This window comes from Brevibacillus dissolubilis (assembly GCF_006170445.1).
Lineage (GTDB): Bacteria > Bacillota > Bacilli > Brevibacillales > Brevibacillaceae > Brevibacillus_B > Brevibacillus_B dissolubilis.
This window is the reverse complement of the sequence record NZ_VCNA01000011.1, coordinates 17,915-38,907: the sequence shown is the minus strand read 5'-3', so window position 1 is coordinate 38,907 and position 20,993 is coordinate 17,915. Positions and strand designations below refer to the sequence as shown.

The window sequence follows — 20,993 nt, the reverse complement described above, 5'->3', positions numbered from 1 at the left end:
CCCCGATCCAGCTACGGAACAAGAACGGGTGTCCGGCTTCTTCGAATCAACCAGGGGCAACCCCTTCGCTTGATTCCGCTTCTCCGAACCTTTTGCCCCGCTCTTAACCCGTTCTTGTTCCGTAGCGGACAGTTCAATCCCCCCATGCAGGGTGTCAAAAAGGAAGGCCCCCGGACACCGCCGCTCACCCCCGCACCCAATTTGGGCACCCCACCCCCATGACACTTGACCAATCAATCCCCTCCATACACACATACAGTAGATAGAGACGACTAGACAAAAGGAGGAGTCAACGTGGATATCAGCAAGCTGCTCAACATCGCGAAAGGAATCCCTTTGGACAAACTCAAAACAGATGAAGGACTCAAGGAGGTCATTCGCGAGCTAAGTAAAAAAGGCGGCAAAAATCTAAGTGACGCTGAGCTTAACAACTACGTTTCCCAGTTTAAAAAGCTGGCCAAAACCGAAAACGCCGGAAGCTTGATGGAACAACTAACGAAAAAGGGTGTCAGCCAAAGTGATCTCAACAATCTCAAAAAACGGTTTAAAAAATAAGGAGGGAGCGGAAATGGGCAAGAAGGTCACGGCCGGCAAACGCTCCGTTGACAATAAAAAGATGTTGGAGCTATTAGCCCAGCTAACAGACAGCAACATCAGCATGAGCGATCAACTCAGCAGAAACATCGCATCCCTGCAGGGTGAAATGAATGAGATTAAATCCATGCTCAGCCGCTTGAAGCCTCCTTCCCCGAAACGCCCACCAAGGCGCCGGGGGCTGTTTGGACGCCGTCCTATGCCAGTTCCGATTGAGGTCGAAACCAGCGGGCCAAAAGGGAAGAACAGCATTCCTCTCGAGGAGCTGCTGCCGTTATTACCACAGCTGGGAAGCTTTATCCCGCAACTAAATACACCCAAAATGCAGGATACAGTGAAGATCTTATCCAATCCGGCAGTAATCGGGATGATCCAGCAGTTTATCAACAAAGGTGGGCTGAAGGGAGCCAATCTTTTACCGGTCAAAGGGAACGTCAGAAGGTAAAAGATGCATCAAAAGCCTTGACTGGTGAGAAAAAAATTTTCAGCAGACCGCTTGGGAGATCCGGGCGGTTTGTTGGATTTTGGTCCCAAACTACTAGGAAACTTTTATCGACAGGGATAGTCTAATAGAATGGAGAATATTGTAGAAAATTGATTCGGAGGAGGAGAAGAAGTGAAACGTTTTTTCATGCTGATGGCAGTCTTGGTCTGGGCCACTTGGTTCTACCCGCAGATGAGCCATGCTGAAACCAACACGGAAACCGTACATATGATGATTGAAGGAAAACGGGTGGAGTCAGATGTGCCACCGCTCATCCAGAATGGCCGCACGCTCGTACCGGTTCGGGTGATTGCAGAGGGACTGGGAGCTGAAGTGGGATGGGAGCCAGAGACCCAGACCGCCAAGATCGTCCGCGAGAAGCAGGAGGTCGTACTTACACTTGGCAAAAAGCAGGCATGGGTGAATGGACAAGCTGTCAAGCTCGACAGCAACCCGCTCTTGCAGGATGGCCGGATGCTGCTCCCGCTTCGTTTTGTCGGGGAGGCCCTGGGCATGACGATTGGCTGGGACAGTCAAGCGCATACGGTAGTGGCAAATAAGCCTATCTCGCTGAAGTTGAACGGTAAAGATTTTGGTGGCTCGTACAAAGCATATAAGTGGGAAGAGAAGCTGCTCGTCCCTGTTGACAGCATCGGTCAATCGCTTGGATTGCCGGCAGGTCTTGGCAAAAAGCTGTCGTCCACCAAAATCATCGATTCCACCCTCGTCGCACCCCTCGCTGACGTGGAGGAAGTGTTAGATGGAAAGATTGAGTGGAACAGTGAGCGGGGACAGATCACCGTCGAGCGTTATTATGAGCTGGACTCGATCCAGTTAGAGGGGGAGCGTCTCCTCATTGATACGGACAAGCCCATCACACCGGAGATCACCACGATGCAATCCCCAGAGCGGATCGTTATCGACCTGAAGCACACCGTCTTATCAGATGAGCTGGCACATGGGGACAAAGAGATTCGTATCCCATCTTCGGAAGCATCTGAATCGGTTGAAGAATCAACGGATAGGAACAAGCAGGATATTGCAGAAAACCCAGAGAATAAAAATAACAACCAATTAGAAACAAATTCAACATTTCCACCGTCTGATAGTATGAACGGTGATCAAGCAGGTGACAGACCGGCTGATATCAGTAACGGCGAGCCTGAGCAAGAGCCGCTTGTCAGAGCGATTCGTTTTAGCCAATACAGCACGGACCCATACACCGTCCGGATCGTGCTTGAATTGAACCGCAAAGCCACCTATCAGATGGAGAATCTGACTGACGGCTTCGGACTCAAGCTGATCCCCGGCACACAGAAAACAGGCTATCTGATCGTGATCGACCCTGGTCACGGTGGCAAGGACTCTGGCGCCATCGGAACAGCGGGCAATCAGGAAAAAGCATTTAATCTTGCTGTCGGTAACCGTCTGATCGAGCTGCTGAAGCAGCATCCAGAGTTTCAGGTAGCAGCTACCCGCACAACGGATGTTTTCCCGACTCTGCAGGAGCGTGCTGACCTGGCTAACAAGATGGAAGCTGACCTGTTCCTCTCGATTCACGCCAACTCATTCCAAGCGTCAACCAGAGGTACGGAGACGTTCTACTACCATGCCAACAGCAAATCACTGGCACAGGTGGTTCACCGTCATCTGCTTTCGGCCACAAGCTTCCCTGACCGCAAGACCAAAGTCGGCAATCTGTATGTATTGCGTAACACGACGATGCCTGCGGTACTGATTGAGGCGGGCTTCCTGTCCAATCCAACTGAGAATCAACAACTAATGTCCCCCGCTTTTCAGGAAAAGGTAGCGCAAGCGCTGGCAGCGGCGATTGTCGAGTATTACCAAGCGAATCACTAATACACTTGAAAAATTGGAGGGTTTATTTATGAAACGTTTTGCGATCCCTGTTGTGTTATCTCTTGCATTTTTGACAGCCTGCGGCACGGCTCCGGCTGATCAAACCACTGGCGGTGAAGCCAAAACCGGCTACCAAGAACCAACCCAGACTCCGGCACCAGCAGAAGCCAAGGTAAGCAAAAACGTAAAACTCTACTACACCGATGCCAACCTGATGGAGATCAAAGAAGAAGAACAGACGGTTGAGCTTGAGAGCGACAAACCAGGTGACATCAAAACCTATGAAAAGGCAATCGAACTCTTGGGCAAACCAAGCCAGTCCGGCAATGAGCCGCTCTGGAAAGATTTCCAATACAATCAAGTCACCTTTGACAATGGCACCTTGACCATTGATGCCAAGAGTGGCCAAACCTTCAACCTCGGTGCATCAGGTGAAGAGATGGCGATCGAGGCTCTGAAAAAGACTTTGTTCCAATTCTCTGAAGTCCAACAAATCGTGATTCAAGTGGATGGCAAACCGGTAGACTCCCTGATGGGTCACGTCGATACCAGCAAACCATTTACCCGTTAATACCAAAAGTGGCATGTCATCAGGAGCATCTTGTTCCTTTGACATGCCACTTTTTTATGTGAAGCAAGATGGAGGCTAGGAGCTTCGTTCCCGATCACCGGTTACCAGGAATTTGAGGGAGTAGATACCGGCAAGACCGACCAATGCGTAAACAATGCGGCTGACCAAAGACATATCGCCAAAAAGGGTTGCGACCAAGTCAAAGTTGAACAGGCCGATCAGACCCCAGTTGAGTGCTCCGATGATGACGAGGATTAATGCCAGTTTATCCATGAGATGTTTCCTCCTTGTTCAATCAGGTTAGGCATAGAATCTCCTGCGCAAGTTGCTTTTATGCAGGTAGGAATCTTTAAGAAACCTTTACATTCTGTTTACATTCGCCCACCTACAGCAATCGACAAACCGTGATAAGATAGGAGGAGTGTTTAGCTTAACCACGAGGGAGCGATAACCTGTGAGTATCATTGACGTACAAGATCTGAACCTATATTATGGTCAGCACCACGCACTCCATAACATTCAAATAGAGATGCAAGAAAAAACCATTACCGCTCTGATCGGCCCATCCGGTTGTGGGAAATCGACCTTCCTGCGCACCTTGAACCGTATGAATGATGTGATTCCCAACGTCCGCATCACAGGCAGTATCAAGGTCTCCGGTCAGGATATCTATAAATCGAATATGGACGTCGAATTTTTGCGTAAAAACGTTGGGATGGTCTTCCAAAAGCCGAATCCATTCCCAAAAAGCATCTACGATAACATCACCTACGGCCCAAGGCTTCACGGTGTCACGGAACGCAGCAAGCTGGATGAGATCGTTGAGACCAGCCTGAAGCAAGCGGCACTCTGGGAAGAGGTCAAGGATGTACTGAAAAAGCCGGCATTCGGTCTCTCCGGCGGTCAGCAACAGCGTCTGTGCATCGCTCGTGCACTGGCAGTCAATCCAGAGGTATTGCTGATGGACGAACCTACCTCTGCGCTCGACCCGATCTCTACCGCGAAGATCGAGGAGCTGCTTGATGAGCTGAAGACCACGTACTCCATCGTCATCGTCACCCACAACATGCAGCAGGCGGCCCGTATTTCGGATAAAACCGCGTTCTTCCTCAACGGAGAGCTGGTGGAATACGATGCCACACCGAATATTTTTCAAAACCCAACTGATAAACGCACCGAGGACTATATCACAGGCCGTTTCGGCTGATATGTCCGCGATGAGAGAAGAGGCAGGGAATCCATGGAGATTCCCTGCCTCTTCTTTTTGTATACCACACACAACGCTTGGAAAATATAGGAGGGAAGAAAGGAGGAGTCCCTCATGTGGGATGGATGGCCGCTTGAACGGGTACTTTTGATTTTTGCAGGTCTTGCATTTCTTTTGATTTTTGTTCAGGTATACATGTTTCATTCCAGGCAAAATTTTCGCCATTGGGCCATGTGGATTCCAGTGATTGCGACGCCTGTGTTTACCGTAGCGACGATTACCTATGCCTTTTACGCTGCCACGTGGTTATTTTATGTGCTCGTTGTGCTGATGATAGCCGGAGCGGCGGCAGGTCTGTACGGGGCCTATCTGCATACCGTCGGGGTCGGGCAGCGGGTCGGCGGGTATTCGCAGACCCAGAACTTCCTCGTTGGACCGCCTGTGATTCTGCCGCTGTTGATTACTGCGATCAGTGCCTTGGGGCTGCTGGCGCTGTTCTGGGGGTGAGGAAAGGATGTATAAATCAAGTCATTATCCCGCTTATGATGTATGGGAACAGCATCAGGAGTGGGACGAGCATACACGCAAAATCGTCGGCAAACGGCGGATGGCGCAGGTGGAGCACCGTTTTTTCCAACAGGAAGAAGCCAGGCTGCTGTATACGCTGGCTGGTGTGCTGACCAATGAGATCGGGGATCATGTGCTGACATACATCACCCAGCACATCGACAACTCCACGGATAGTCCGATCGGGGAGAGCCAGCGCAAGGTAGGTGTCCCTGAAAAGAAAACCTTGTACCGAATGGGGCTGCAAGGTCTGGATGAACTGGCCCAGCAGAAGCATCAGCAGAGGTTCGTGGAGATTAAGCGTCCACAGCAGGAGGATCTGCTTCGTCTCGTCGAGCAGGGACAAGCACCGATGACGCCCGCATGGCAGCAGGTACCGCAGAAGGATTTTTTCAAAAAGCTGCTGCATGATGTGGTCGCGGCGTACTACTCACATCCGGCTGTCTGGTCAGAGATTGGCTATGGCGGGCCTGCTTACCCGCGCGGCTATGTACGGGTGGAAAAAGGATTGGTTGATCCGTGGGAGGCGAAGCGGGATGGAACATCATGATTTCGTGACGCACAACAGCGACCATTACGAAGGCTACCGCAGCCGGGCGCTTGATCAGCGCAAATATAAGGACGGCGCAGATGTGTGTATCGTCGGGGCGGGTGCGGCGGGAGGTGTGCTTGCTTATGAGCTTGCCAAAGCGGGGCTAGATGTCGTCGTGATCGAGGCGGGGCCGTTCTGGAATCCGCAGACTGATTTTGCTTCTGATGAGATCTCGATGCATAGCTTGGCTTGGCAGGCTACCCGGCTGGTTGACGGCAAAAATCCGCTGAAGATGGGTCATAACAACTCTGGACGCGGTGTCGGCGGAGGCTCGGTGCACTGGACAGGGGTCTGTCTGCGGTTTCATGAGGATGATTTCATGATCAAGACCGTAGATGGCGTCGGTGAAGACTGGCCGATCCGTTACGAAGATCTAGCTCCTTACTATGACAAAATCGAGCGGGATATCGCGGTGTCCGGCCCCAAGCATTATCCATGGGGAGCGTTCAATGGGCCATATCCCTATCCAGTGCGGGAGCCGATCAGTGCCAATTCTCAGTTGTTCCGGGAAGCTTGCGAGAAGCTGGGGATCAAGACCGAGGTGGCACCACTGGCGATCCTCTCAGCCCCATTTGACGGGCGACCGCCGTGCATCAACCGCGGCTTTTGCAATGAAGGCTGCCTGCCCAATGCAAAATACAGCGGGCTGATCCACCATATCCCCAAAGCGATCCAAGCTGGCGCCGAAATCCTCTCTGACTGCATGGTGACGCAGATTTTGACCGATGGCAACAAAGTGACCAGTGTGGTCTTTAACCACGACGGGCAGAACTACGAGCAAAAAGCACGTGTGTTTATCCTCGCTGGTTTTGTCGTCGAGATCCCCCGCCTGCTGCTCAACTCTGCCACCCCCCAGTTCCCCAACGGCCTCGCCAACTCCAGTGGCTGGGTCGGCAAAGCGATTATGCCACACTCCAGCCATGACGTGTACGGTTTGTTGCAGGAGGAGGTCCGCCTGTATAAAGGAACGCCGGTGCTGGCGCTGACCCAGGATTTTTATCAATCGGACCAATCACGCGGGTTTGCCCGAGGCTACACGCTGCATGCACACGGTTCACGTCCGATGCACATGGCGACCGCTCTTGCCACCCAGCGTGCTGACGGTACGATGCTGTGGGGTAGACAGCTGAGGGAAACCATGCTGGATTACAACAACTACGCGCGGATCACCCTTGTCGGTGAAGTACTGCCCAACCCTGACAACGATGTGACATTGGCTCAGGAAAAAGACGAGTACGGTCTCCCGCTGGCCAAGGTGTCCTTCAGCTATGGAGAGAACGACTTGAAGCTGATCGACCACGCCGTCCAAAGCATGAAGGACATCATCACGGCGATGGGCGGGACTCCCGAACATGTGATCCAGGATACAGCCCACCTGATGGGTGGATGCCGGATGGGAAGCGACCCGACCACATCTGTCGTGGATGGATACGGAAGAACCCATGATATCCCGAACCTCTATATAACAGGCGCGAGTATCTTTGTTACCTCCAGCGGCAGTAACCCGACCAATACCGTCATGGCACTCGCTGCCCGAACGGCTGATCACATTGTGGATTCCCTAAAACAAAATAACCTATAATTTCACAAAGCTGACAACTATTTTTCGTGCGCGACCTAGTTCCCGAGACCACCATTCGTATAGTATACTGTGATTTAGAACTATACCAAAAAGCGGGGTAGAGGAGCCATGGGACCCACAGAGTTGATGGAAATGATGTATTTGGCAGATATCTTTAAGCTACTCGGGGACAAAACACGTTTGACCATTATGGCTTTGTTGCATGTACAGTCTCTCTGTGTTCGTGACCTCGTAGAAATCTTACAAGCGTCGCAGCCATCTGTGTCACAACATCTTGCCAAGTTGAAGATGCACGGCTTAGTCAAGGAACATCGCAAAGGCGCTTGGGTGTTTTACTCCATCAATGGAGACAACAACCCAATGATGAACGTAATTCTTCGTGAACTTCCGGATATGCGACCAATTGTGGAGAAACAACAACAACGGCTGAGTCCAGCATTGTAAGCATCGGCCAGGTCTGAGCAGAACAAAAAAGAGGTGAACCCCGTCACACGCGGATTCACCTCTTTTTTTCATGGGGTTAGGACAATCCCAGCACTTGCTTGAGCGAATCCACATCAAACCCATGAATCACACTGCGGTCGCCGTTCTCTTCTTCGATCAAGGTGACTGGAGTGGAGCTTGCTCCAAGCTGGATTGCTTCATTAAAAAATGCATCATTGGCACGGACATCGCGTTCTTCGAAGGCTACGCCGTTTTCCTTCAGCCAGTTCTTTTCCTGTTGGCAAGGGCCACAGGTCACTTGTGTGTAGACAATCACTTTCCTGGACATGGTGATGCCTCCTTTCCATACAATGGGAACGAGTAACATTTCGTGACACAGGATAGTCTCTCCTGCTTATCATGACACTTTTGTAGACTTCCCGTTTTCATTTTGCGATACTAGACATAAACCTTGGTTAAAAAAAGGGGGAGATGGAGTTGAGAGCTGTACTGTTGGGCATCATTGCATCGGTCTTTTTTTCTACTACGTTCTTACTGAACCGATCGATGAGCCTTGAGGGTGGATCGTATATGTGGAGTGCTGCATTACGATTCTTGTTTATGCTTCCACCACTGTTGTTGATTGTGTGGTTGAGGGGAAGTCTGCGGGCCTTGTTGACGGATATGAAGCATCATATGCGGACCTGGTTCGTCTGGGGATTCGTCGGATTCGGAATATTCTATACACTGACCTGTTTTGCCGGTGATTATGGTCCGGGATGGCTGATCGCAGGGACCTGGCAGCTGACAATTATCTGTGGGCCGTTGCTTGCTCCTGTCTTCGGTGAGAAAATCCCGTGGGCCAATCTGCGCTGGTCACTGTTCATCCTAATCGGGGTTGTCATCATGCAGATCGATCACGCCCAAGCCGTTTCGGTCAAAGAAGTGGTGTTAACCGTAGGCCCGCTGATCATCGCGGCGATTGCATATCCGCTTGGCAACCGGAAGATGATGACTCACATCCAAGGAAGTCTCGATACATTTGCCAGAATATTAGGAATGATCTTGGCGAGCCTGCCGTGGTGGCTGCTCTTGGTCATATACGGTACGATCACGGAAGGGCTGCCTACCGCGTCCCAGACAGGTCAGTCGCTGCTGGTGGCGCTCTGTTCCGGTCTGATTGCGACCACGCTGTTTTTCTACGCGACAGAGCTTGCAGCGGGCGATCAGAGCATGCTGGCCTTGGTAGAAGCGACACAGTCGGCACAGGTGATTTTTACCTTGCTGGGTGAGCTGTTGATCCTACATAGCCATCTGCCGTCGGCTCTTGCGCTCAACGGTATTCTCATCGTCTGTCTGGGTATCATCATGCAGAGTCGGATGCGTCTCAAAGCGCCTGCCGCCAAAAAAGCAGCGACTACAACGAATTGATTTTTGCATAAAGAAAAAATGAATAGACCTCCCGCTTACGGAGCAAATTAATCTCGTAAGGTCGAGGAGGTGAAAAAAACAATGACTAACCAACGCAACCAACAACAACAGCAACAACAACGTAACCAACAAGGTTTCGCAGCGAACAACGCGAATGCAGGTCAACAAAACACTGCAACTGAATTCGCTACTGAAACCAACGTTACAGAAGTTCGTCGTCAAACACAAACTTCTGCTAACCGTAACGCGCAACAACAAAACAACCCAACTGAATAATTTTCTATTGGGTAGTACCCCCGCAAATTTTTGTGGGGGTTTTTATTTTTCTTATGGTGACTTTCTCATTGTAGAGATTTGGAATGATGTGTTATTTTATTAGGTATATCAGATAAATGGTAATTTTTTGAATATACGATACATACCCACCGTATTCTGTGTTGTTACCAATCGTAAAGATTTAGGAGAGGGGAACATTTTTGATGGTTAAAAAGAATCGTGTATGGGCTCCTGTCTTATCGTTACTGCTATCCTTCCTGGCCTCCTCGCATCATATTCTGCATATGGGAATCCTTGTTCTAATGGGAGGCTCGACTGACATGATGGCATCCATGGCGGGAATGCTTTGGCTGCGCCGTCTGATGATCGTCGCAACGATTCTGGCGTTGGGCTTTACCGTTCACTACATGTATCAGCACGGGTTTCGTAACCGTTGGCTGGGCGGGCTGAATATTTTGTCTGCTGTGATTTCGATTGGATTTGTCTATTATTCGCTGGATAGTTTTGGGTGGTAGGAAAAACGCTCGATCATGATGATCGGCGTTTTTCTTTTTGACTTCTTCGACATAGCTTTCCCGATTTCACCATACCCAGTTGGGAGTAGGTTTCCTAGTTTCTTCGACCTTCCTTGAATCCCATCCCAGCGTAGGAAAAAGGCTGGGTAAGCCTTGCTTCCTGAAACATCCCAGGGGCAACCCCTTCGTACGAATACGCTTCTTCGAACCCTTTTGCCCCGCACATTACCCGGGCTTTTTCCGAAGCGGACAGTCACCACCCCCTCGCGGGGATTCAAAAAAAGGGAGAGGAAACTAGGAAACCTACTCCCACCCCCCACCCCATTAACTTGTCTGCATATCTGGACGAGAGTGGACATAGGTATATAATGCGTAGATTCAAGAGAGGACGACCAAGTCTATCGCCCGAAAAACGGGCCGGGAAACCTTGTCATACCATTGATCCTCATGACATCGCACCAATACGCACGGAGGTATGACAGCTTTTCTGAGGTACGGACTTGGTAACCTTTCTTTGTCGAAAATAGACCTAGGGGGAGTTGAAGGTAATGAAACGGGGCGCTTTAGCAGTAGTACTGATGCTGGTTCTTTCTATTTTCATGACAGGATGTTTTGGAACAAAAACACCTGAGGACGTGGTAGGAGAATTGGGCAGCAACCTCGACAAAATTACAGGGTATAAGACCAACGCTGTCCTGACCCTGCAGACGGGTTCCACCCCGCAAGAGTATGACGTACAAGTCTGGTATGCCAAGCCTACCAGCTACCGCGTAGCACTGACATCCAAGCAACGCAACATCACGCAAATCATTCTTCGCAATGATGAAGGGGTATTCGTCCTGACTCCTCACCTCAACAAGAGCTTCCGCTTCCAAAGCGGCTGGCCGGAAAACAATGGCCCGCTTTATCTTTATGAGACATTGGTCAGAAGCATTATCGACGACACCGAGCGTCAACTGAAGATGGAAAACAAGCAATATGTTTTTGAAGTAAAAGCCAACTACAGTGGCAACCGTTCCCTGACCAAACAAAAGATCTGGATGACGGAAGATTTCAAACCGACCCAAGCGGAGATCATGGACAACAATATGCAAACCATGGTAGAGATCAAATTTAATGAATTTGTGTTCAATCCAGACTTTGAAAAGGATGCCTTTGACAAAGACCGCAACATGACCAGCGCGATGCTCGTTGTGCCAACCATGGCAGGCGGCAGCCAACCAGCGAAACAGCCTAACAGCCAATTCGGTGTAATCGAGCCTACCTATGTTCCAGACGGTGTACAGCTCGGCAACATTGAACCGGTGAACCGTGACGGCAACAAAGTGGTGGTGCTGGAGTACAAAGGCTCCTACAACTACAACCTGATCGAATCCCGCCCAACTGCCACCACTGTCAGCTATGAACAAGGCATGCCGATCGACCTCGGCTTCACAATCGGTGTCATCACAGAGACTGATGAGATGAAACGCATGCTCACATGGGAATTGGATGGCGTAGAATTCACGCTCACGGGTGACTTGCCAGAAGAGGAAATGGTGAAAATTGCGAACTCCACTTATGGACTTGGTGGTAAGTAATAGGAAAGATATGATGGAGAAGCTGTCGACAATCGGGTCGGCGGCTTTTTCCGTTTTTTAGAGGATGCTTTCTCGCCAGCGGCGAGAGTGAGGATGATCTGTTTTTCAGTTGCCTTTCCCTCACTTCGTTCGGCCGGTCGCCTTACAAACAGATCATCCTCACTCTCTTGGTGGAGGGCGAAAGCTTTCTCTAATAAACGATAAAAGTACGCTTGTGCAGGGATGTAAAAATCGTATTACGTCCAAGTCTTCATCGTCATTCCCGATTATTTTTTTTATTCTTTTGCTTATTAATACCTCTCTGAATCTGCTTTCAAAAACATTCCCACCCATCCCGGTAGAGAGTAGGTTTCCTGCTTGCACCGACCTCCTTTGAATCCCTGCTTAGCGAAGGAAAAAGCTCGGGTAATCCCAGCATCCCTGAATCCGCCCAGGGGCAACCCCTTCGCACGAATAGGCTTCTTCGAACCCTTTTGCCCCGCACTTTTACCCGAGTTTTTTCCGAAGCGGACATTCCCCCACCCCCTTGCGGGGATTCAACAGAGGATGGTGCAAGCAGGAAACCTACTCTCTATCACCCCACCCCCACCGATTGACAGTCCTAGTTAAAAAACGGTAAGATACCTTACTGATAGTACTGTCGAGAGGTGAGTGACAAGCAGATGAAAAAAGAGAACAGTGACATCCTCTATCAAGAGGAATCCAAGTACAAAGATTTACTTTTGCGTAAAACAACCCGTCTCCGCATTTTTGAGACAGTTACATTTGTACTCGGGATGATGATTGCATCCAACTTTTTTCCGACAGGCAGCACGGTTTTTAAGGTGTTTGCTGTTGCCATTGCGATTGCCGTTGTGGCATTGTCACCCTTTTTGTATAGAGCCATTTTGCGTCCGACGTACACATTGACAAAAACACACCTGATCGTGAAAATGTCAAATAACGAAACATCTTATCCGTTGCATGAGGTGGAACAAATCTCTGAGGGACGCCATATTTACCGACTCAGCGGCCAACGCCAATCGTTGATGGTCTCGCGTGAGTTCATCGCCAAGCTGGAGGAGCGTTTGTTCTTACTCAAAAAATTGGGGAAGAGGCGATAAAAGATGAAACCATATGTGCGGGAAAGCTGGGTGGAAATTGATCTGGATGCCATCGCGGCCAATGTGCAGGCGATCAAGCGGCACATCCCTGACACGGCTCGCGTGATGGCTGTCGTCAAAGCGAATGCCTACGGACACGGCTCTGTACAGGTGGCGCGGGAAGCGCTGGAGAGCGGTGCTGATTGTCTGGCAGTGGCGACGCTTGAGGAAGCGGAAGTATTGCGAAAAGCGGGAATTACAGCAGCGATTCTCATTTTGGGCTTTACCCCTGTGAGCGCGGTCCGAGTCGCTGTGGAGCTGGATATCGAGCTCACGGCGTGGGATGTTGCATGGCTGGAGGAAGCCGAACAGCTGTTGGCCGGGCAAGACGTATCCCAACCTCTTGGCATCCATGTGAAAGTGGATACGGGCATGGGACGCCTTGGCGTGTGTGAGGCAGATGACCTGCTTTTGGTCGCAGGGAAGCTGAATGCTTCTTCCGTACTCAGATGGTCGGGCATTTTCACCCATTTTGCCTGTGCAGACGAACCGGATACAGAGCATGTCCAAGCACAGCACAAACGGTTTCAACAATTGCTTGATCACCTCAGACAGAACGGCTTTACCTTGCCCCAGGTACATGCCTGCAACACGGCAGCCGCCATTGCTTTTCCGGAGTGGAGTTATGATTTGGTCCGCTTCGGCATAGGTTTATACGGACTGTATCCATCTGCCTATATCCAAGCACAGGGTCTCATCAATCTGACGCCTGCACTCAGCCTCAAGACCACGATTGCCAATGTGAAGAGGATCGACCAACCGTCCACGATCAGCTATGGAGCCACCTATACGGCTCAGCCGGGGGAGTGGATTGCCACGCTGCCGATCGGCTACGCTGACGGCTATTCCCGTATGCTGTCGAACCGTGGAGCCGCTCTTTATAACGGAGTGCGGGTCCCTGTCGTCGGAAAAGTCTGTATGGATCAAATCATGGTTCGAATCGAGGATGGGCACCCGCAGAGAGGTGACGAGGTCGTTCTCTATGGAAAACAGGGCGATCAAGAGATTTCCGTCGATGAAGTTGCCGATCTGCTGGGCACCATCAACTATGAGGTCACGTGTATGCTCAAGACCCGTTTGCCATACGTTTACCTGAAAAAAGGGCAGTGTGTCGAGGGATGTCACCTGCTCACCAACAAATCATGGGAATAAATTTGTAAATAAAAGCAGGAATTTCAGAGATTAAATCGAATAATACGTGAGGAATATACGTGCATCGGAGATTTACACCACTAAGGTATAAAACAGGTATATTTTTGCATATGGTTCGACATAATGGTATTGTTGAGATGGAGTAACGGAGTTAACAATCATACGTTACGGTCATGGCTGGAGGTGTATTTGTCTTGTCGAAGAACAATACAAAGCGTATCATGATCAGTTTGCCGCAACATCTGTTGCAGGAAGTAGACGGTGTGGTAGAGAAAGAGAATTCCAACCGTAGCGAATTGATTCGTCAAGCAATGAGCTTGTATTTGAAAGAACGGAAGAAGCGCTTTATCCGCGAGACCATGCAAAAGGGTTATATGGAAATGGCGAAGATTAACCTGAATATGGCATCGGAGGCCTTTGAAGCAGAAGAAGAAGCTGACCATACATTGGACCGCTTAGTAAGCGGGGTGTAGCCTGTGATTGTGAAACGTGGCGATGTGTTTTTCGCGGACCTTTCCCCAGTTGTTGGCTCCGAACAAGGCGGGGTAAGACCAGTATTAGTCATCCAAAATGATATTGGGAACCGGTTTAGTCCGACCGTCATCGTCGCAGCCATCACGGCACAGATTCAAAAGGCGAAATTACCGACACATGTAGAAATAGATGCAAAGACATATGGATTTGACCGTGACTCCGTTATTTTATTAGAACAGATCCGAACCATTGATAAGCAGCGTCTGACCGATAAAATCACTCATCTGGACGATGAGATGATGGAGCGGGTCAATGAATCGTTACAAATCAGTTTAGGCCTGATTGACTTTTAATACGAAGGAAAAGAAACCAGACAGAAACCATCCGAGCTTTACGTCAGTTCGAGTGGTTTTTTTGTTGTATGAAAATATCTACAGGCACTTAACGCCCTTAATTTGGATGACGCTGTTTTTAGTCAAGCAGCAGGATTTATTCTCTGATGGAGCGAAATATTAATCATCAAAAATAGACAAAAAAAGACACGGTAGACATATAGAGAAAAGAATCGATACTGGGGAGGGGAGTCACAGGCGATGGCTGTTCCATGTAGCATACCAATCAAGAACGAACAAGATATCGTGCTGGCCAGACAAGTAGGACGCAATCTGGCCAAGGAGCTGGGGTATGGCAACATCGAGCAATCGCGTGTGGCTACCGCTATCTCTGAATTAGCCCGAAATATTTTTTTGTATGCCGGGGAAGGAAGTATCGTTCTGGAGCATATTCAAAAAGAGGGGCGAGTTGGACTTAGAATCACTGCCAACGACCAAGGCCCTGGAATCACAGATCTGCGCAAAGCGATGGAGCATGGTTACTCTACATCGGGCGGGCTGGGTGCGGGATTGCCGGGAGTCAAGCGGATGATGGATGAGTTCGCCATCGACAGCATGCCGGGCAAAGGCACGGAAGTCGTCGTCACCAAGTGGAGAAGCTAGATCAAGAGAGGGGGGAGAACCGTCTGATGCATCGGCGCGAACTACAGGAACAGTATGAGAAGCTGCTGAGCAATTTTTTGGCTGGAGACCGTGAAGCACAGCTGTATATGGCTCAGCAGTTAAGCAAGTCTCTTGTGACGCAAGACATTGCGCCAGAAGATATCGTAGACTTTCATATCCAAGCGCTGGAGAAGCTTGTACAGATGCCTGAGCCTGTCCGCGAGTCATTCCAGCTGCTTCTTGAGATGATGATGGAGTACGGCAATACGTACCGTCAGCACAATGTTTTGCGTGACAAGCAGAAACAGCTGGAGTCAGAGATTGATTTGGCTGTGGTCATGCAGCAGACGATGCTCCCCCAGGTGCTTCCCGAGTTCGAGGGAGTGGAGTTCGGGCTGATCAGTGTGCCGGCCAAAAAAATGTCTGGCGATTATTACAACATCCTCCAAGAAAACGATGTTACGTTTAGCGTAGCGATTGCCGATATAGTAGGTAAGGGGATTCCAGCCGCACTTTGTATGTCGATGATCAAATACGGCATGGACGCCCAATATGGTTTGACACCTGCAACACGTCTGCACCACTTGAATATCGTGGTGGAACAAAATATAGACCCAAGCATGTTTGTGACGATGCTGCTGGGGAATTATGACACGGCACGGCATTCGTTCCGGTATGCGGTAGCGGGTCATGAGCCGGGCTTTTTCTATCGGGCCTGTGAACAACGGTTCTATGATCTGGAGGGAAGAGGGCTGGTTCTGGGAGTGCTGCGGGATGCGCAGTACCCGGAGTACGAGCTGAATCTAGAGGTTGGGGACATGATCGTTCTGATGACCGATGGAGTCAGCGAGCGGAAGGTAGGCATGCACTACTTGAACCGTCAGGAGCTGACCAATCTGATTCAAGGTGAGCTGGCTCATACGGCCCAAGAGATTGCGGAGAATCTGTACCGCAGGCTTTTGTTGATGACCAATTATGAATTACCGGACGATCATACGATGATTGTGATTCGACGGACGAAGTAATAGCACAAGCAATGACATCATGAGAAAAGTGGAGGCAAGGGGATGAATTTGACGATCAGAATGGAAAGCCAGTCCGAACAGTCTGTATTATATCTTCAGGGTGAACTGGATGCGTTTACCGCACCTAAGCTGAGTGAACAACTCACTCCGTTGGTTCAACAGCCTTCCATCAACCAGGTGATTGTGGATATGAGCAACGTGTCTTACATGGATTCAACTGGTATCGGCACGATTGTAGGCGCTCTCAAGACCGCCAAAAGATCCAACTGTGACCTTCGCATCGTCAATGTGACACCGCGAATCGAACGACTTTTCCGCATTACAGGACTCTCCGAAATCATCCCGGTGGAGCCGATGGAAGGGGAGGAGGCGTAATGGATATGACACAGGCTGGGGATCTCATTGAATTGACGTTACCTGCACGTGTTGAATACATCGGGGTGGCCCGTTTGATGGTGTCAGGTGTGGCGAACCGTCTGGGTTTTCCTTATGATGACATAGAAGATATCAAGCTCTCTGTAGCAGAAGCATGTACCAATGCGGTTCGGCATGCCTATCAGGGGGCAGAGGGTAAAGTACGGATTCAGTGCGGTATTTTTGCGGACCGTCTGGAGATCACCATCTCCGATAACGGAGAAGACTTCAATCTGGATGCGATTCGCCAAGAGCGCGGTCCGATCACCAAAGATACCGACATTGAGAACCTTTCGGAAGGGGGTCTGGGCCTGTATCTCATCCACACGCTGATGGATGAGGTAGAAATCAGTGGAGAGCAAGGAATCACTGTGGCGATGACCAAGTATGTACGGCGGGATGAGGTGACCAACCATGTCGAGACATGCTCACAACCCTCTAAGTAGAGAAGAAGTGTACGAACTGATCGCCGTCTATCAAGCCGGGGGTGATCCGGAAATCCAGCGTATCCTCGTTTTGCAGTTTAAGCACTTGGTCGAATCCTTGGCGGGCAAATTTGCGCGTGGACAAGAGCCTGTGGAGGATTTGACCCAGGTAGGGATGATTGGACTCTTGGCGGCCCTGCGCCGTTACGATGTTTCGTTTGGCCGGAATTTTGAGAGCTTTGCAATTCCGACGATTGTAGGAGAGATCAAACGCTATATCCGGGACAAGACGTGGAGTGTACATGTGCCGCGCCGCATCAAGGAGCTTGGCCCGAAGATCAAAAAAGCCGTGGATGAGTTGACCATCCAGCTGCAGCGTTCTCCGCAGATCTCTGATATCGCAGCGTTTCTCAACATTACAGAAGAAGAAGTATTGGAAACCATGGAGATGGGGCGCAACTATCACACCCTCTCCGTCGAAAGTGAAATCGAAGCAGACAGTGACGGCAGCACAGTCACCCTGCTTGATCTGATCGGCAACGTGGACGAAGGTTATGGACGTGTCGAGCAGGAAATGATGTTATCGAAGATTTTTCATGTTTTGAATGATCGTGAAAAGGAAATCATCCATCTTACATTTTTCGATAATCTAAGCCAAAAACAAGCTGGGGATGTACTCGGGATCTCACAAATGCATGTATCCCGCCTGCAACGACGCGCCCTTGGAAAGTTACGTGAAGCGTTGCGTATGGACGTGAATGAATTGGTAGAAGGATAATAACATAGGAAGATAATGTCGACGGGTCAAACCGCCGACTTTTTTTATTTTGTGGTACAATAAGGAAACTTGAGAGGAGGATTACTCGCTGATGGATTTGACCCAAATGATTCCTACTATCGCCAAAGAGCTTGGCGTAAAACATAATCAAGTCGAGCAGACGATCTCGCTCCTCGACGAAGGCAACACCGTACCGTTCATCGCGCGTTACCGCAAAGAGATGACCGGACAGCTCGATGAGACCCAGATTCGTGATATCGAAGAGCGTGTCCGCTATCTGCGCAACCTCGCTGTCCGCAAAGAAGAAGTGCTCCGCCTCATCGAAGAGCAGGGCAAGCTGACAGATGAGCTGGCCCAGTCGATCCAGCAGGCGTCCAAGCTGCAGGAGGTAGAAGACCTCTACCGCCCATACAAGCAGAAGCGCCGTACCCGTGCCACCATGGCGAAGGAAAAAGGCTTGGAGCCACTCGCCACCTACCTGCTCACCCTGCCAAAAGAGGGAGACCCCGCGCAAGAGGCCGGCAAGTACATCAACCCCGAAAAAGGTGTCGAGAGCGCCGAGGATGCCTTGCAGGGGGCGATGGATATCATCGCCGAGCAAATCTCCGATGATCCTGACTTCCGCAAGTGGATTCGTGAGACCACATTTAATAAAGGCGTACTCGTGACCGAACAGAAGAACGAGGAAGCCGAGAATAAAAACGTCTATCAGATGTATTACGACTACAACGAACCTGTGAAAAAGGTCGTGCCGCACCGCGTGCTTGCAATCAACCGTGGAGAAAAAGAAGAAATCCTCAAGGTCAACATCGACGTGCCGGTAGAGGAGATCTACAGCTTCCTGCAGCGCAAAATCATCACGCGTCCAACCGTGGCCAAAGATATCCTTGAAGCAACTATCGAGGACAGCTACAAGCGACTGATCGCGCCGTCTGTCGAGCGGGAAGTGCGTACAAGCCTCACTGAAGTAGCGGAGGAGCGGGCCATTCACATTTTCTCCGAGAACCTGCGCAATCTGCTCCTGCAGCCACCGCTCAAAGGCAAAGTGGTACTGGGCGTCGACCCGGCGTTCCGGACAGGCTGCAAGCTGGCCGTCGTCGATGAGACAGGCAAGGTGCTCGATATCACCGTCATCTATCCGACCGCGCCGCACAACAAGGTAGCCGAAGCCTCCGCCAAGGTAAAAGAGCGCATCACCAAATACAGCGTCGAGATCATCGCCATCGGCAACGGTACCGCCTCCCGCGAGACGGAGCAGTTCATCGTCGATGTGATCAAAGAGATGAACCGCGACCTCTCCTATCTCATCGTCAATGAGGCAGGGGCCTCTGTCTACTCCGCGTCCCAGATTGCCAAGGAAGAATTCCCTGACCTCGATGTCGCCGAGCGCAGTGCCATCTCCATCGCACGCCGTCTGCAAGACCCGCTGGCTGAGCTGGTCAAGATCGACCCCAAATCCGTCGGTGTCGGTCAATATCAGCACGATGTCTCCCAGAACCGTCTGGCCGAAAGCCTCGAATTCGTCGTCTCCTCAGCGGTCAACCATGTCGGTGTCGATGTCAACACCGCATCTGCCTCCCTGCTCCAGTACGTCTCCGGTGTCAACAAGCAGGTAGCCAACAACATCGTCAAAATGCGTGAGGAAAACGGCAAGTTCATAAGCCGTGACCAACTGAAAAAAGTCCCGCGTCTCGGCGCCAAAACCTATGAGCAGTGCATCGGCTTTTTGCGTGTGATCGATGGAAGCAATCCATTGGACAAGACCCCGATCCATCCAGAATCCTACAAAGCCACAGACAAGCTGCTCAAGCTGATCAACATCAAGCCAGAGCAGATCGGCAGTGAGGAATGCCGTGCCAGCCTGCAAAAGCTCGATATCACAGCCACCGCCGCACAGCTCGATATCGGCGAGCCGACGCTCAAAGACATCATCGACAGCTTGCTGCGTCCTGGCCGTGACCCGCGCGACGAGCTGCCAAAACCACTGCTTTCCCAAGACGTGCTGAAGCTCTCAGACCTGTCCAAAGGGATGAAGCTGCAGGGCACCATCCGCAATGTCGTAGACTTCGGTGCCTTCGTCGATATCGGACTCAAAAACGACGGGCTGATTCATATCTCCCGCCTGAAAAAAGGCTTCGTCAAGCATCCGCTCGATGTCGTCTCGGTCGGCCAGATCGTCGATGTCTGGGTCGCGGAGATCGATGAGCAGCGCCAGCGTGTCGGTCTGACCATGATCGCTCCCGCTGACGTCTAATCATCAGCGGTTTCAACGGTTCACTTTTGTACTTCGCCAGTCCAGTCCAACAAAAAAGCGGCCACCCTAGTCCAAGGGTCGGCCGCCGTGTTTTTCAAGATATAGGAACCAACAACTGTTCAACAAGCGAATTTGACGTACGTCTTTTCCACTAAACGCACGTTGCAGTTGCCTGCGCATCCACTGTGGCATGAAGGCACCTCCTGCCGCTGTTCTATAGGCAATGTATGCCAAAGTCACAGCCGAGGTACCTGTCTGCCATGGGTTTATTCCGCTTCTTCCTCAGCCAGATATTCCAGTTGTGCCTGCAGGGCACGGATTTCGGTGAGCAGAGAGATGAGCGGGTATTCTGTCTCGATAAGCTGGGCGAATTGCTGCTCCAATCTGCTTACATAAGAAAGACCAGATTCAATGCCATAACCTTCTGCGAGGACTTCGAGCTGACCGAATTCAGCGATGACCGCAGGCAATGCCGGACGCTCAGCTGCGGTCAATTTGTCCACTTCTTTATGAAGGCGCTTGATCAGAGCGACCAGTTGGTACATATAAGACGCAGGCATAGAGACAAACGCAAGCCCGTTCGTTTCTTGTAAGAGAAGATAACGCATAAGTTCCTCCAACAGTTGATTTGTCTTGCTTTCATGGACAAGTG

General features: G+C 50.6%; 27 protein-coding genes. 23 read left to right on the top strand and 4 right to left on the bottom strand.

Annotated elements, in window-relative coordinates; genetic code table 11:
- Nucleotides 1–294: 294 nt before the first annotated feature.
- The 4 genes from FGI41_RS19160 to FGI41_RS19145 all read left to right on the top strand — a co-directional run bounded on the left by FGI41_RS19160 (nucleotide 295) and on the right by FGI41_RS19145 (nucleotide 3,509).
- On the top strand, nucleotides 295–555 hold the full coding sequence (locus tag FGI41_RS19160) for a DUF1002 domain-containing protein (protein WP_139491938.1): 261 nt from the start codon (nucleotides 295–297) through the stop codon (nucleotides 553–555).
- A gap of 13 nt (nucleotides 556–568) precedes the next feature.
- Nucleotides 569–1,039 carry a hypothetical protein gene (locus FGI41_RS19155; RefSeq protein WP_139491937.1) on the top strand — a complete coding sequence of 157 codons (471 nt, stop codon included), beginning with the start codon at nucleotides 569–571 and terminating at the stop codon, nucleotides 1,037–1,039.
- Between the two features lie 171 nt (nucleotides 1,040–1,210).
- Complete coding sequence (locus FGI41_RS19150; RefSeq protein WP_139491936.1) at nucleotides 1,211–2,938, top strand: N-acetylmuramoyl-L-alanine amidase; 1,728 nt, start codon at nucleotides 1,211–1,213, stop codon at nucleotides 2,936–2,938.
- Between the two features lie 28 nt (nucleotides 2,939–2,966).
- Complete coding sequence (locus tag FGI41_RS19145; RefSeq protein WP_139491935.1) at nucleotides 2,967–3,509, top strand: GerMN domain-containing protein; 543 nt, start codon at nucleotides 2,967–2,969, stop codon at nucleotides 3,507–3,509.
- Nucleotides 3,510–3,584: 75 nt separating this feature from the next.
- Here FGI41_RS19145 and FGI41_RS19140 read toward each other — a convergent pair whose 3' ends face one another.
- A complete protein-coding gene (locus tag FGI41_RS19140) occupies nucleotides 3,585–3,782 on the bottom strand; it encodes a DUF378 domain-containing protein (RefSeq protein ID WP_139491934.1) in 198 nt (65 codons plus the stop codon).
- 181 nt (nucleotides 3,783–3,963) lie between these two features.
- On the opposite strand from FGI41_RS19140, the gene pstB reads away from it, so the two are divergent.
- The 5 genes from pstB to FGI41_RS19115 all read left to right on the top strand — a co-directional run bounded on the left by pstB (nucleotide 3,964) and on the right by FGI41_RS19115 (nucleotide 7,901).
- The gene (pstB, locus tag FGI41_RS19135; protein ID WP_139491933.1) at nucleotides 3,964–4,716 is read left to right on the top strand and encodes a phosphate ABC transporter ATP-binding protein PstB; all 753 of its coding nucleotides are present in this window, start codon (nucleotides 3,964–3,966) and stop codon (nucleotides 4,714–4,716) included.
- A 114-nt stretch (nucleotides 4,717–4,830) separates the two neighbouring features.
- Nucleotides 4,831–5,223: a hypothetical protein gene (locus FGI41_RS19130; RefSeq protein WP_139491932.1), complete on the top strand. Its 393-nt coding sequence runs from the start codon at nucleotides 4,831–4,833 to the stop codon at nucleotides 5,221–5,223.
- A 7-nt stretch (nucleotides 5,224–5,230) separates the two neighbouring features.
- Nucleotides 5,231–5,833 (top strand): gluconate 2-dehydrogenase subunit 3 family protein, encoded by a 603-nt coding sequence (locus FGI41_RS19125; protein ID WP_139491931.1) that lies wholly within the window; start codon nucleotides 5,231–5,233, stop codon nucleotides 5,831–5,833.
- Nucleotides 5,820–7,457 carry a GMC family oxidoreductase gene (locus FGI41_RS19120; RefSeq protein ID WP_139491930.1) on the top strand — a complete coding sequence of 546 codons (1,638 nt, stop codon included), beginning with the start codon at nucleotides 5,820–5,822 and terminating at the stop codon, nucleotides 7,455–7,457. Before FGI41_RS19125 ends, FGI41_RS19120 begins: the two co-directional genes overlap by 14 nt.
- A gap of 108 nt (nucleotides 7,458–7,565) precedes the next feature.
- Nucleotides 7,566–7,901: an ArsR/SmtB family transcription factor gene (locus FGI41_RS19115; protein WP_139491929.1), complete on the top strand. Its 336-nt coding sequence runs from the start codon at nucleotides 7,566–7,568 to the stop codon at nucleotides 7,899–7,901.
- 76 nt (nucleotides 7,902–7,977) lie between these two features.
- Here FGI41_RS19115 and FGI41_RS19110 read toward each other — a convergent pair whose 3' ends face one another.
- Nucleotides 7,978–8,229, bottom strand: coding sequence for a glutaredoxin family protein (locus tag FGI41_RS19110; RefSeq protein WP_139491928.1), 252 nt, complete (start codon nucleotides 8,227–8,229; stop codon nucleotides 7,978–7,980).
- Between the two features lie 149 nt (nucleotides 8,230–8,378).
- Between FGI41_RS19110 and FGI41_RS19105 the strand changes: the two genes are divergently transcribed.
- The 14 genes from FGI41_RS19105 to FGI41_RS19040 all read left to right on the top strand — a co-directional run bounded on the left by FGI41_RS19105 (nucleotide 8,379) and on the right by FGI41_RS19040 (nucleotide 20,341).
- A complete protein-coding gene (locus FGI41_RS19105) occupies nucleotides 8,379–9,311 on the top strand; it encodes a DMT family transporter (RefSeq protein WP_139491927.1) in 933 nt (310 codons plus the stop codon).
- A gap of 81 nt (nucleotides 9,312–9,392) precedes the next feature.
- Nucleotides 9,393–9,587, top strand: coding sequence for a gamma-type small acid-soluble spore protein (locus FGI41_RS25550; RefSeq protein ID WP_255298540.1), 195 nt, complete (start codon nucleotides 9,393–9,395; stop codon nucleotides 9,585–9,587).
- Between the two features lie 320 nt (nucleotides 9,588–9,907).
- Nucleotides 9,908–10,102 carry a hypothetical protein gene (locus tag FGI41_RS19095; RefSeq protein ID WP_139491926.1) on the top strand — a complete coding sequence of 65 codons (195 nt, stop codon included), beginning with the start codon at nucleotides 9,908–9,910 and terminating at the stop codon, nucleotides 10,100–10,102.
- Between the two features lie 548 nt (nucleotides 10,103–10,650).
- Nucleotides 10,651–11,682 (top strand): DUF4367 domain-containing protein, encoded by a 1,032-nt coding sequence (locus FGI41_RS19090; protein WP_139491925.1) that lies wholly within the window; start codon nucleotides 10,651–10,653, stop codon nucleotides 11,680–11,682.
- 662 nt (nucleotides 11,683–12,344) lie between these two features.
- Nucleotides 12,345–12,785, top strand: a complete 441-nt coding sequence (locus tag FGI41_RS19085; RefSeq protein WP_139491924.1) for a hypothetical protein — start codon at nucleotides 12,345–12,347, stop codon at nucleotides 12,783–12,785.
- Nucleotides 12,786–12,788: 3 nt separating this feature from the next.
- A complete protein-coding gene (gene alr, locus FGI41_RS19080; RefSeq protein WP_139491923.1) occupies nucleotides 12,789–13,976 on the top strand; it encodes an alanine racemase in 1,188 nt (395 codons plus the stop codon).
- 173 nt (nucleotides 13,977–14,149) lie between these two features.
- Nucleotides 14,150–14,449, top strand: coding sequence for a CopG family ribbon-helix-helix protein (locus FGI41_RS19075; protein ID WP_139491922.1), 300 nt, complete (start codon nucleotides 14,150–14,152; stop codon nucleotides 14,447–14,449).
- A 3-nt stretch (nucleotides 14,450–14,452) separates the two neighbouring features.
- Nucleotides 14,453–14,803, top strand: a complete 351-nt coding sequence (locus FGI41_RS19070) for a type II toxin-antitoxin system PemK/MazF family toxin (protein ID WP_139491921.1) — start codon at nucleotides 14,453–14,455, stop codon at nucleotides 14,801–14,803.
- A gap of 240 nt (nucleotides 14,804–15,043) precedes the next feature.
- The gene (locus FGI41_RS19065) at nucleotides 15,044–15,445 is read left to right on the top strand and encodes an anti-sigma regulatory factor (protein ID WP_139491920.1); all 402 of its coding nucleotides are present in this window, start codon (nucleotides 15,044–15,046) and stop codon (nucleotides 15,443–15,445) included.
- A 26-nt stretch (nucleotides 15,446–15,471) separates the two neighbouring features.
- On the top strand, nucleotides 15,472–16,470 hold the full coding sequence (locus tag FGI41_RS19060; RefSeq protein WP_139491919.1) for a PP2C family protein-serine/threonine phosphatase: 999 nt from the start codon (nucleotides 15,472–15,474) through the stop codon (nucleotides 16,468–16,470).
- Between the two features lie 42 nt (nucleotides 16,471–16,512).
- A complete protein-coding gene (locus FGI41_RS19055; RefSeq protein WP_139491918.1) occupies nucleotides 16,513–16,845 on the top strand; it encodes an anti-sigma factor antagonist in 333 nt (110 codons plus the stop codon).
- Nucleotides 16,846–16,850: 5 nt separating this feature from the next.
- The gene (gene rsbW, locus FGI41_RS19050) at nucleotides 16,851–17,330 is read left to right on the top strand and encodes an anti-sigma B factor RsbW (RefSeq protein ID WP_139492037.1); all 480 of its coding nucleotides are present in this window, start codon (nucleotides 16,851–16,853) and stop codon (nucleotides 17,328–17,330) included.
- On the top strand, nucleotides 17,299–18,087 hold the full coding sequence (gene sigB / locus FGI41_RS19045) for an RNA polymerase sigma factor SigB (protein WP_139491917.1): 789 nt from the start codon (nucleotides 17,299–17,301) through the stop codon (nucleotides 18,085–18,087). Before rsbW ends, sigB begins: the two co-directional genes overlap by 32 nt.
- A 91-nt stretch (nucleotides 18,088–18,178) precedes the next feature.
- Nucleotides 18,179–20,341: a Tex family protein gene (locus FGI41_RS19040; protein ID WP_139491916.1), complete on the top strand. Its 2,163-nt coding sequence runs from the start codon at nucleotides 18,179–18,181 to the stop codon at nucleotides 20,339–20,341.
- Between the two features lie 66 nt (nucleotides 20,342–20,407).
- On the opposite strand, the gene cmpA is transcribed toward FGI41_RS19040, so the two are convergent.
- Entirely contained in the window at nucleotides 20,408–20,533 is a 126-nt protein-coding gene (gene cmpA / locus FGI41_RS19035; RefSeq protein WP_139491915.1) for a cortex morphogenetic protein CmpA, read from the bottom strand.
- Between the two features lie 74 nt (nucleotides 20,534–20,607).
- Complete coding sequence (locus FGI41_RS19030; protein ID WP_139491914.1) at nucleotides 20,608–20,949, bottom strand: hydrolase/acyltransferase; 342 nt, start codon at nucleotides 20,947–20,949, stop codon at nucleotides 20,608–20,610.
- Nucleotides 20,950–20,993 lie beyond the last annotated feature (44 nt).

What these genes read in the sequence shown, in the direction of transcription:
- FGI41_RS19155 (WP_139491937.1), top strand. Translation starts at nt 569, where the DNA reads ATGGGCAAGAAGGTCACGGCCGGCAAACGCTCCGTTGACAATAAAAAG.
- FGI41_RS19145 (WP_139491935.1), top strand. Translation starts at nt 2,967, where the DNA reads ATGAAACGTTTTGCGATCCCTGTTGTGTTATCTCTTGCATTTTTGACA.
- FGI41_RS19140 (WP_139491934.1), bottom strand. Translation starts at nt 3,782, where the DNA reads ATGGATAAACTGGCATTAATCCTCGTCATCATCGGAGCACTCAACTGG.
- FGI41_RS19130 (WP_139491932.1), top strand. Translation starts at nt 4,831, where the DNA reads ATGTGGGATGGATGGCCGCTTGAACGGGTACTTTTGATTTTTGCAGGT.
- FGI41_RS19125 (WP_139491931.1), top strand. Translation starts at nt 5,231, where the DNA reads ATGTATAAATCAAGTCATTATCCCGCTTATGATGTATGGGAACAGCAT.
- FGI41_RS19120 (WP_139491930.1), top strand. Translation starts at nt 5,820, where the DNA reads ATGGAACATCATGATTTCGTGACGCACAACAGCGACCATTACGAAGGC.
- FGI41_RS19115 (WP_139491929.1), top strand. Translation starts at nt 7,566, where the DNA reads ATGGGACCCACAGAGTTGATGGAAATGATGTATTTGGCAGATATCTTT.
- FGI41_RS19110 (WP_139491928.1), bottom strand. Translation starts at nt 8,229, where the DNA reads ATGTCCAGGAAAGTGATTGTCTACACACAAGTGACCTGTGGCCCTTGC.
- FGI41_RS25550 (WP_255298540.1), top strand. Translation starts at nt 9,393, where the DNA reads ATGACTAACCAACGCAACCAACAACAACAGCAACAACAACGTAACCAA.
- FGI41_RS19095 (WP_139491926.1), top strand. Translation starts at nt 9,908, where the DNA reads ATGATGGCATCCATGGCGGGAATGCTTTGGCTGCGCCGTCTGATGATC.
- FGI41_RS19090 (WP_139491925.1), top strand. Translation starts at nt 10,651, where the DNA reads ATGAAACGGGGCGCTTTAGCAGTAGTACTGATGCTGGTTCTTTCTATT.
- FGI41_RS19085 (WP_139491924.1), top strand. Translation starts at nt 12,345, where the DNA reads ATGAAAAAAGAGAACAGTGACATCCTCTATCAAGAGGAATCCAAGTAC.
- alr (WP_139491923.1), top strand. Translation starts at nt 12,789, where the DNA reads ATGAAACCATATGTGCGGGAAAGCTGGGTGGAAATTGATCTGGATGCC.
- FGI41_RS19075 (WP_139491922.1), top strand. Translation starts at nt 14,150, where the DNA reads ATGGCTGGAGGTGTATTTGTCTTGTCGAAGAACAATACAAAGCGTATC.
- FGI41_RS19065 (WP_139491920.1), top strand. Translation starts at nt 15,044, where the DNA reads ATGGCTGTTCCATGTAGCATACCAATCAAGAACGAACAAGATATCGTG.
- FGI41_RS19060 (WP_139491919.1), top strand. Translation starts at nt 15,472, where the DNA reads ATGCATCGGCGCGAACTACAGGAACAGTATGAGAAGCTGCTGAGCAAT.
- FGI41_RS19055 (WP_139491918.1), top strand. Translation starts at nt 16,513, where the DNA reads ATGAATTTGACGATCAGAATGGAAAGCCAGTCCGAACAGTCTGTATTA.
- rsbW (WP_139492037.1), top strand. Translation starts at nt 16,851, where the DNA reads ATGACACAGGCTGGGGATCTCATTGAATTGACGTTACCTGCACGTGTT.
- sigB (WP_139491917.1), top strand. Translation starts at nt 17,299, where the DNA reads ATGTCGAGACATGCTCACAACCCTCTAAGTAGAGAAGAAGTGTACGAA.
- FGI41_RS19040 (WP_139491916.1), top strand. Translation starts at nt 18,179, where the DNA reads ATGGATTTGACCCAAATGATTCCTACTATCGCCAAAGAGCTTGGCGTA.
- cmpA (WP_139491915.1), bottom strand. Translation starts at nt 20,533, where the DNA reads ATGCCACAGTGGATGCGCAGGCAACTGCAACGTGCGTTTAGTGGAAAA.
- FGI41_RS19030 (WP_139491914.1), bottom strand. Translation starts at nt 20,949, where the DNA reads ATGCGTTATCTTCTCTTACAAGAAACGAACGGGCTTGCGTTTGTCTCT.